8 protein-coding genes are annotated in these 9155 nt (G+C 66.0%); 2 read left to right on the forward strand and 6 right to left on the reverse strand.

Features of this window, described 5'->3' with window-relative positions; all coding sequences use genetic code 11:
• The 4 genes from BRAO375_RS25550 to BRAO375_RS25565 all read right to left on the reverse strand — a co-directional run.
• The coding region (locus BRAO375_RS25550; protein ID WP_035642162.1) for a class I SAM-dependent methyltransferase at positions 1 to 343 on the reverse strand (343 nt) is incomplete at its 3' end.
• Positions 344 to 700: 357 nt separating this feature from the next.
• Entirely contained in the window at positions 701 to 3844 is a 3144-nt protein-coding gene (locus BRAO375_RS25555) for a multidrug efflux RND transporter permease subunit (protein ID WP_009030340.1), read from the reverse strand.
• Positions 3845 to 3874: 30 nt separating this feature from the next.
• Positions 3875 to 5056 carry an efflux RND transporter periplasmic adaptor subunit gene (locus BRAO375_RS25560; RefSeq protein ID WP_009030341.1) on the reverse strand — a complete coding sequence of 394 codons (1182 nt, stop codon included), beginning with the start codon at positions 5054 to 5056 and terminating at the stop codon, positions 3875 to 3877.
• A 601-nt stretch (positions 5057 to 5657) separates the two neighbouring features.
• Positions 5658 to 6077 (reverse strand): hypothetical protein, encoded by a 420-nt coding sequence (locus BRAO375_RS25565; RefSeq protein WP_139031466.1) that lies wholly within the window; start codon positions 6075 to 6077, stop codon positions 5658 to 5660.
• Between the two features lie 231 nt (positions 6078 to 6308).
• On the opposite strand from BRAO375_RS25565, the gene BRAO375_RS25570 reads away from it, so the two are divergent.
• Together BRAO375_RS25570 and BRAO375_RS25575 are read left to right on the forward strand one after the other, a co-directional pair.
• Complete coding sequence (locus tag BRAO375_RS25570; RefSeq protein ID WP_502688960.1) at positions 6309 to 7265, forward strand: dienelactone hydrolase family protein; 957 nt, start codon at positions 6309 to 6311, stop codon at positions 7263 to 7265.
• 103 nt (positions 7266 to 7368) lie between these two features.
• Positions 7369 to 7851, forward strand: coding sequence for a hypothetical protein (locus BRAO375_RS25575; RefSeq protein ID WP_009030343.1), 483 nt, complete (start codon positions 7369 to 7371; stop codon positions 7849 to 7851).
• Positions 7852 to 7979: 128 nt separating this feature from the next.
• Here the strand turns inward: BRAO375_RS25575 and blaOXA are convergent, their stop codons facing one another.
• Complete coding sequence (blaOXA, locus tag BRAO375_RS25580) at positions 7980 to 8798, reverse strand: OXA-1091 family oxacillin-hydrolyzing class D beta-lactamase (RefSeq protein WP_009030344.1); 819 nt, start codon at positions 8796 to 8798, stop codon at positions 7980 to 7982.
• Positions 8799 to 8889: 91 nt separating this feature from the next.
• Positions 8890 to 9155 (reverse strand): EscU/YscU/HrcU family type III secretion system export apparatus switch protein (locus tag BRAO375_RS25585; protein WP_035642165.1); only part of this gene is annotated, 266 nt, incomplete at its 5' end.

Consider the following 9155-nt stretch of genomic DNA (forward strand, 5'->3'; position numbering starts at 1 on the left):
GGTCGCTGGCCAGCAGATCGTCCTCGATGAAGTCGATCCGGTGGGCACGGTGCGCATGCAGCCGCGCCATGGCGCGGCGGTGCATGCCGGAGGAGATGTCGACGGCGGTGATCGCGGCGATGCCGTCGAAGCGCTTCAACAGATGCGGCCAGACCTCGCCCGTCCCGGCCATCAAATCATAGCCGCGCGCACCATCGGCCAACGACGCCGGCATGGCGTCCACGCATTGCCGGCGCCAGCGCTCCGTGAAGCCGAACGAGAACACCAGGCTGAAGGCGATGTAGCGCTCGGAGCAGCGGTCGAACACGCCTTTCACGAAATCCGGATCATAGATGTCGGCCATCGTCTGCTACGGACTCCGCTGTCGTCCCGGGCCAGCGGCGACGCGCGCCGCGCCGACCCAGGATCCATAATTGCCGGCCGACATCGTAGCGGAAGTGGCGGCTACAGGTCTGCCACTTGCGACGATTTATGGTTATGGGTCCCGGCGTTCGCCGGGACGACGGTGATGATGACGCGAGAGCCGGGCCAAATACTCTGCTGTCGTCCCGGCCTTGAGCCGGGACCCATGACCACTGAAGCTGGACATGAAGCGAGCTGGGGCCCAGCCGAGCTTCACCGTAGGCGGCGCGGCGCTTGGCTCCCGCCCTTCGCCGGGGAGACGCGCAGGAGCTGCGCGTCTCGGCTACAGGCCAACGCCCTAGTGCGCCGCCGACGGCACCTCTGCCTTCGGTGCCGGCGCGACCGCCGCCTTGTCGCGCGTGAAGAAGCGGACCACGACGACGAAGAACACCGGCACCCAGAACACGGCGAGGAAGGTCGCCGTGATCATGCCGCCGAGCACGCCGGTGCCGAGCGCCTGCTGGCTGGCACCGCTCGCGCCGGTCGCGATCACCAGCGGCACGACGCCGAGGATGAAGGCGAGCGAGGTCATGATGATCGGCCGGAAGCGCAGCTCGCACGCCGTCACCGTCGCCTCGATCAGCGGCGTGCCGCGGGCCCGCAGGTCCTTGGCAAACTCGATGATGAGAATGGCGTTCTTCGCCGACAGGCCGATGATGGTGACGATGCCCACGGTGAAGTAGACGTCGTTCGGCAGCCCGCGCAGCCACGCCGCGGCGACCGACCCGATGAGGCCGAGCGGCACCGCGAGCATGACGGCAAACGGAATCGCCCAGCTCTCATATAGCGCGGCGAGACATAGGAACACGAACAGGATCGACAGGCCGAGCAGGAACACGGCCTGCGATCCCGCGAGCTTCTCCTGCAGCGACTGCCCGGTCCAGGCGTAGCCGAAGCCCTTGGGCAGCGTGCCCATCAGCCGCTCCATCTCGGCGATCGCGTCGCCCGAGGTGTAGCCGGGCTTCGGATTGCCGGTGATGCGGACCGACGGATAGCCGTCGAAACCGACGACCTGGGTCGGACCGACCGACCAGGCGATGCGCGCGAACGACGAGAACGGCACCATCTCGCCGGCATTGTTGCGCACGCTGTAGGTCAGCAGATGATCGGGCTTGGTGCGCTTGTCCTCGTCGGCCTGGACGACGACGCGCTGCATGCGCCCGAGATTCGGGAAGTCGTTGATGTAGTTCGAGCCGAGGCTGGTCGACAGCGCGCCGTTGATCGCGGCGAAGGTCACCCCGAGCGCGGCCGCCTTGGCGCGGTCGATCTCGAGACGGACGAGCGGAGCCGGCGGCAATCCCTCGACGCTGAGCTTGCCGAGCACGGGCGATTCCGCGGCGACCTTGAACAACTGGTCCTTCGCCGCCATCAGCGCGTCGTAGCCGCGTTGCGACCGGTCCTGCAGACGGAAGCTGAAGCCCGACGTGTTGCCGAGGTTGTCGATCGGCGGCGGCGCCAGCACCGACACTTCGGCGTCACGGATCTTGGCGAGCTCCGGATTGAGACGCGCGATCAAGGCGTCCGCGCTCTCGTTACGGCCGCGCTCCGACCAGTCCTTCAGCGTCACGAAGGCCTGCGCCGTGTTCGAGCCCTGGCCGTAGAAGCTGAAGCCGGCGATGAAGGACACCGTGTCGATGCCGGGCGTCTCCGCGAGCTTCTTCTCCACCGTCTGGACGACATCGAGCGTGCGGTTGGTGCTCGCGTCGGCCGGCGTCAGCACGTCGACCATCACGAAGCCCTGGTCGTCGACCGGCAGGAAGCCGCCCGGCAGACGCCACAGGGAATAGCCGAGGCCAGCGAGCAGCAGGACGTAGATGATCATGAACCGGCCGCCGCGCGCGACGACCCAGCGCGTCGCGCCGGTGTAGCGCTCCGTCACCCGGCCAAACCAGCGATTGAACCAGCCGAAGAAGCCGCGCTTGGCGTGGCCGTGGCCCTTCTCGATCGGCTTGAGCAGGGTCGCGCACAGCGCCGGCGTCAAGGACAGCGCGAGGAAGGCCGAGAAGCCGATCGACACCACCATCGAGGCCGAGAACTGCTGATACATGATGCCGACCGAGCCCGGGAAGAAGGCCATCGGCACGAACACCGCCATCAGCACCAGCGTGATGCCGATCACCGCGCCGGTGATCTGCTCCATCGCCTTGACGGTGGCCTCGCGCGGCGACAGCCCCTCCTCCGCCATGATGCGCTCGACATTTTCGACGACGACGATCGCGTCGTCCACCAGGATGCCGATCGCGAGCACCATGCCGAACATCGTCAGCACGTTGATGGAGAAGCCGAGGCTGAGCAGCACCGCACAGGTGCCGAGCAGCGCGATCGGCACGACGATGGTTGGAATCAGCGTGTAGCGGATGTTCTGCAGGAACAGGAACATCACCAGGAAGACGAGGATCACCGCCTCGCCCAGGGTCATCAGCACCTTCTTGACGGAGGCGGCGATGACCGGGGTGATGTCGTAGGAGACCTCATATTTGACGCCCGGCGGGAAGAACGCGGCGAGCTCGGCCATCCGCGTCTTCACCGCGGTTGCCGTGGCGAGCGCGTTACCGGTCGGTGCCAATTGCACGGCGACCGCGGCCGCCGGCTTGCCGTCGAGCCAGGACGAGAAGGCGTAGGTCAAGCCGCCGACCTCGATCTTGGCGACGTCCGACAGCTTGACGGCGGAGCCATTGAGATTGGCGCGCAGCACGATGTTGCCGAACTCCTCCGGCGATTCGAGCTGCCCCTTCACCAGCACGGTGTTCTGCGTGCGCTGGGCCCTGGGCGACGGCGGCACGCCGAGAATGCCGGAGGCGACCTGCGCGTTCTGCGCCGCGATCGCGGCATCGACGTCCTGCGCGGTCAGGCCCAGGCCGAGCAGCTTGTCGGGATCGAGCCAGATGCGCATGGCGCGCTCGGTGGCAAACAAGCGCGCCCGGCCGACGCCGGGCAGGCGCCGCAGCTCCGGCAGCACGTAGCGGGTTGCGACGTCGCCGAGACCGATCTCGTCGAGGCTGCCGTCGGTGGAGGTCAGCGTGACGAACTGCAGGATGGCGCTCGAGGCCTCGAGAATGACGATGCCCTGCTTGCGCACGGCCTCAGGCAGGCGCGGCTCGATGCGCTTGATGCGGTTCTGCACGTCCACCGCGGCGAGCTCGATATCCGTGCCCGGCTTGAACTGGGCGATGATCTCGACCTCGCCCGTCGTGTCGCTGGTCGATTCGTAATTCAGGATGCCGGCGGCGCCGTTGAGCTCCTCCTCGATCAGGCGCGTGACGCTGTAATAGAGGTTCTCGGTCGACGCGCCGGGATAGGCGGTCGAGATCGAGATCGAAGGCGGCGCGATGATCGGATATTGCGCGACCGGCAGGAACGGAATCGACAGGATGCCGCCGAGACAGATGAAGATCGCCACGACCCAGGCAAAGATCGGACGTGCGATGAAAAAGGGTGACATGACAGATGCTCTCCGGGCCGCAGGCCACGTTCACTTCGCAGCGGACGGCTTGTCGGCGACCGACATCTTCCACGGCACCGGCGTGACCGCACTGCCGGGCCCGAACTTCTGGAAGCCGTCCACGACGATTTTCCAGCCTGGCTTGAGGCCATCCTCGATCAGCATGCCGCCGTTGAGCGAACGCCCGAGCCGCACCGGCTGCAGGTTTGCCCGCCCCTCATTGTTGACGACGTAGACGGCGCTGTTGCCGGCCGTCGTCCGCTGCACCGCCTGCGAGGGCACGACGATGCCGGCGGCGTCGATCGCCTCCTCGATCTGAACGCGGACATACATGCCCGGCAGCAGCTCGCCTTCCGGATTCGGAAACTCGCCGCGCAAGGTGACCTTGGCCGTGGACGGATCGACGCTGACGTCGGAGAACAGCAGCCGTCCCGCATGCTTGTAGGTCGAGCCGTCGTCGAACACGAGACGGACCCGCGCCGCCTCGGGCGACACGCTCTTGAGCCGGCCTTCGGCAAGATCGCGCCGAAGCTGGTTCAGTTCGTCCACGGACTGCGTGAAATCGGCGTAGACCGGATCGAGCTGCTGGATAGTCGCCAGATGCGTCGTCTCGTTGGGATTGACCAGCGCGCCTTCCGTCACCAGCGCCCGTCCGATGCGGCCGGAGATCGGCGCCCGCACCGTGGCCCAGTCGAGATTGAGCTGGGCCTGCGCCACCGAGGCCTTCTGCGCGGCGACTTCGGCCTGGGCCTGACGCTCCGCCGCAACGGCGAGCTCATACTGCGCCTGGGTCGTGGCCTCGCCCTTCAGGAGGTTCTTCAGTCGATCTTCCTGCCGGTCAGCCTGATAGAGCACGGCCTCGGCCTTGGCGAGCGCCGCCCGCGCCTTCTCGAGCTCGACCTCGAACGGAGCCGGATCGATCCGGTAGAGCACGGCGCCCGCCTCGACCATCGCGCCCTGCTGAAAGCTGCGCTCGACAACGATGCCGCTGACGCGCGGCCTCACCTCCGCAATCCGCATCGACGTGATCCGCCCCGGCAGATCCTTGGTCAAGGTCACCGGCGCCGAGATGACATTGACGACGCCGACCTCCGGAGGATTGCTGGTCCCCGGCGCTGACGCGGCGTTAGGGTCGCTACACGCCGCAAGTGTCAGAAGCGATGCGGCGCAGGCCATCGCACCGGCAGAACGGATCAACTTCTCTTTCAACATGAAGCCCATCTGATTACTTCGCGGCGCGCATCAATCCCGGGTCGATTCAGGGCCGGTCCGATCATCGAAGAAGACCGGTCGCCCCGCCCCAGGTCGTCGCTCACAAACTTGGCGCGCCGTATACCACGGTCGCGAGCTGACGAACTTTCGTGCGGCGGTTACATAGGTGACCTGTTAGCTCCCGGCCAGCTTCTTTCCTGAACAAAACGCCGCCTGCGACAACAACGCCGCCTGATAGAGGCGAGGCCTGCGCACTTTGTCGCGCCCCTCCGGTTCACACTTGCCGTGAGACGCCGCATGAGCCCGCGACAACAAGACGAAGGCATATCCGTTACGGATCAGTGACAGAGCAGACAGCGCGACATTTTTTCGCGGGCTACGCCGCTTATCGGTCTCGTTGTCCGTCGATCAGCGCTTTCCATCCAGACCTACCTCTTGCAATACGCAATACCGCCAGGCTTTGCTTGAGCTGCTAACGGATCATTCACGATGCCGCCATCTGGTGCCATCACACCAACTCGAATGCTGGGGTTGCCCGATATCATCCCTCGATGTGCATTGGTCTGGACGTGTCAAGCAGCAGACGTGGCAAGGCCATCTCTCAGCGACTTGCGCCCGAGCTTTGCATTCGGACAATCTGCTCTGCTGAAGAAGAGGCGCAGGAAAGACCGGACATCGGCTGACACCCGCCGTCCGCGTGCAGCAAATCAGCGCGGGTCGGCGTCGAGTTCCTGGCCACCTCGATCTCGTCCAAGGCGCGCGCCCGGCGACGGCTTCGCGCTACGACAGCGAGCCGACGCTGATGGCCAACAATCCGCACCTGAAGTTTTTCAGCAACCAGCGCGGCCATATCAGGCATGCCGTGACGCGTGCCCGCTGGCAGGCCGACTACCGCGTCGTCGACCGCGAGGTCGTTCGTGACGCTCGCGGGCAAGCCCGGGGCTGGTCGACGCGTGAGATGACGGCGGGCAGACTGAACCGACGACATGTCGCATTGCACCAGATGCGTCTGGAAGAGCACGTTCTCCACTGCCGACCCGACCCCGCTTCTCGCCAGCGTTTGACAGCATCGCCCGGTCTCGTTCTACTCGGAGCAACGCTGCGGAAAACGTGGCGAGCGCGGAGGACGGTCATGGAGCCACGCATCGGTGCGGCAGCGGCGGTGTCTGCTGTACGCGCGACTCTCGGTCTCGCATGCATGACGCCATGCGCCACCGGGCGCTGGCGGCGCGCGATGGCGGCGGTGCTCGCGATGCTCGGCATCACGATCACGGGCGCGGCCCAGGCCCAGGGCATTACCAAGGACGTGCCGGCGCGGGTCGAGATGTATCCGATCCCCTCGCTCACTTTGTCCGACCGGCAATTCCTTGCCGGCGACGACGGCGGCAAGCCTGTCACGGTGGCCGGCGAGTTGCGCGTCGCCCAAGGCACCGGCCGGCTGCCGGTCGTCGTGCTGATGCATGGCTCGGGCGGCGTCGGCGCCAACATCGCGGCCTGGAGCCGCACCTTCAACGCGATGGGGATCTCGACCTTCGTGATCGACGGATTCACCGGGCGCGGCATCACCGCGACCAGCACCAACCAGGCGCTGCTCGGCCGGCTCAATTTGATCATGGACATCTATCATTCGCTCGACGTGCTGGCGAAGCATCCGCGCGTCGATCCCGAGCGCATCGCGCTGATGGGCTTCTCCCGCGGCGGACAGGCGGCGCTCTATGCAAGCCTGCAACGCTTCCACAAGCGCTGGAACAGCTCCGGATTGCAGTTCGCGGCCTACATCCCGTTCTACCCGGATTGCTCGACGACATATCGCGACGACACCGACGTGGTCGCACGGCCGATCCGGATCTTTCACGGCGGACCTGATGACTACAATCCGGTGCGCACCTGCAAGGCGTTCGTCGAACGGCTGAAGGTCGCGGGACGCGACGTCGAGCTCACCGAATATCCGGACTCGCCGCACGGCTTCGATCTCGGCCTGCTCGGCGCCAACATGCTGGCGCTCGCGCCCAAAGCGCAGACCGTGCGCAACTGCCGGATCGTCGAAGGTGACGGCGGCATGCTGATGAATGCGGAGACGCAGCAGCCCTTCACCTATCAGGACGCCTGCGTCGAGTTCGATCCGCATGTCGGCGGCAATCCGGCCACTGCGGAGGCGGCGCGTCAGGCGGTGACGGATTTCCTGCGCGTCCTGTTCAAGCTGTCGTGAGCAAAAATAGAACGATTTGGATCAATTTTTGAGGTGACGGATCGAACGTATCGGGTGTTCCTGCGTTGTCGCTCGCTTTTCGACGATGAAACGGAGCCCGACGATGCGCGCCTCTCGCCTTGCAATTCCCACTTTGCTCACCGCCCTCGCTGTCGGTGGCGCGGCCCACGGCGCGCCCGCCTCGCCGTTTCGCGCGCTCGAGGGCTCCTGGACCGGCGGCGGCGTCATCAATCTGTCCGACGGCAACCAGGAGCGGCTGCGCTGCCGCGCGGCTTACGACGTCGGCGGCGCTGGGGAACAGCTGCGGCTCAACATCCGCTGCGCCAGCGACAGCTACAACATCGACCTTTCCAGCGACGTCGCCTATCGCGGCGGCGAGATCTCCGGCCAATGGAGCGAGTCGAGCCACAACGCGTCCGGCACGATCGAGGGCCGCGCGGTCGGCAACCGCATCGAGGCCCAGGCGCGCGGCCAGACCTTCTCGGCCGGGCTGGCCCTGACGACCAGCGGGAAGCGGCAGACGGTGTCGATCCGGCCCGCAGGAACGGACATCAAGGGCGTCGATCTGGAGTTGGCGCGGAGATAAGCCGCCGGCCTCGACGTCATTGCGAGCGCAGCGAAGCAATCCAGACTTTCACTGCGGAGAGATTCTGGATTGCTTCGCTACGCTCGCAATGACGGGTGAGAGTATCAGCCTCCATCAGCAGTTCGATTTCACAGCGCGCCGATGTCCTTCAGGCACGCCTGCGTCAGCGTCATGCGCGCCTCGACGTGGCGCGGCTCGGGGCAATCCATGTTCATGGCGAACACGGTGGGCTGATCGCCCTTGTCGACCCAGCCGACCATCCAGCCGAGCGAGCCCTGCTCTTTTCCGAGCAATCCGGATTTGGCGTGAATGACGGCGTCGCCGACCTTGGTGACCGGGACGATGTCGCGCGTGAGGTCCTGGCTGCGCTTCGACAGCGGCAGCGCGCCGCGCCTGAGACGGTCGATGAAGTCGACCTGCTCGACCGGATCGATGCGCAGGCTTCCCGTGAGCCAGAACTGATCGATGCCGCCGCCGATGTCGTGATTGCCGTAGTCGAGCTCCTCGAGATATTTCTGCATCCGCTCGGGCCCGATACGGCGCGCGATCTCCTGATAGACCGGCACGGCGGAGACGGCGATCGCGCTGCGGAGCGTGTGATCCTTGTTCCAGGCCTCGATCGGTCTGGTGACGCCGTCCCACTTGAACACGTCCTTGTCCGGGTCCTCGACGACGCCGGTCTCGAGCGCGATCAGCGAGTTGGCGATCTTGAATGTCGAGGCCGGCAGCTTCGCTTCGCCGGAGCGATCGGTGTCGCTGGCGATGATGAGATACTCTTCGACCTTGTAGGCGAGGAACGTGCCCTTGGTGCCTGCTTCCGTGAAGCGTTGCGCCAGCCCGGCCCGGATCTCGTTGCGCGGCGGCGCGACATGGGCGAAGGCACGCGCTGGCAACAGGCTGGCGCCGGCCATCAGGCCAAGCGCGTGGCGGCGGCTGATCATGGGCATGGGTCTCTCCGTCAGTGCTGCGCCTCCCTATCACAGGGCGATCACGACCGAAGCATGAGGGAGATCACAATGCGTCGCGCCGGATCAGGCTTCAGCGCATCGGCCGCGACAGATTGAGCACGAACACCAGCACCTCGGCGACGGCCTTGTAGAGCTCCTCCGGGATCTCGTCGCCGAGCTCGACATTGGAGAGCGCCCCGGCCAGCACCTCGTTCTCCTCGATCGGGATGTCGTGGGCCTTGGCAACCTCGATGATCTTGGCGCCAATGGTGCCCTTGCCCTTTGCCACGACGCGCGGCGCGCCCTGGCCCTTGTCGTAGTGCAGGGCGACGGCGAGTTGCGTCTTGTTGGCGGCCT

Origin of the sequence: Bradyrhizobium sp. ORS 375, assembly GCF_000239775.1 — a bacterium.
GTDB lineage: Bacteria > Pseudomonadota > Alphaproteobacteria > Rhizobiales > Xanthobacteraceae > Bradyrhizobium.

What these genes read in the sequence shown, in the direction of transcription:
- blaOXA (WP_009030344.1), bottom strand. Translation starts at nt 8,798, where the DNA reads ATGCCCATGATCAGCCGCCGCCACGCGCTTGGCCTGATGGCCGGCGCC.
- BRAO375_RS25560 (WP_009030341.1), bottom strand. Translation starts at nt 5,056, where the DNA reads ATGTTGAAAGAGAAGTTGATCCGTTCTGCCGGTGCGATGGCCTGCGCC.
- BRAO375_RS25555 (WP_009030340.1), bottom strand. Translation starts at nt 3,844, where the DNA reads ATGTCACCCTTTTTCATCGCACGTCCGATCTTTGCCTGGGTCGTGGCG.
- BRAO375_RS25575 (WP_009030343.1), top strand. Translation starts at nt 7,369, where the DNA reads ATGCGCGCCTCTCGCCTTGCAATTCCCACTTTGCTCACCGCCCTCGCT.
- BRAO375_RS25570 (WP_502688960.1), top strand. Translation starts at nt 6,309, where the DNA reads ATGCTCGGCATCACGATCACGGGCGCGGCCCAGGCCCAGGGCATTACC.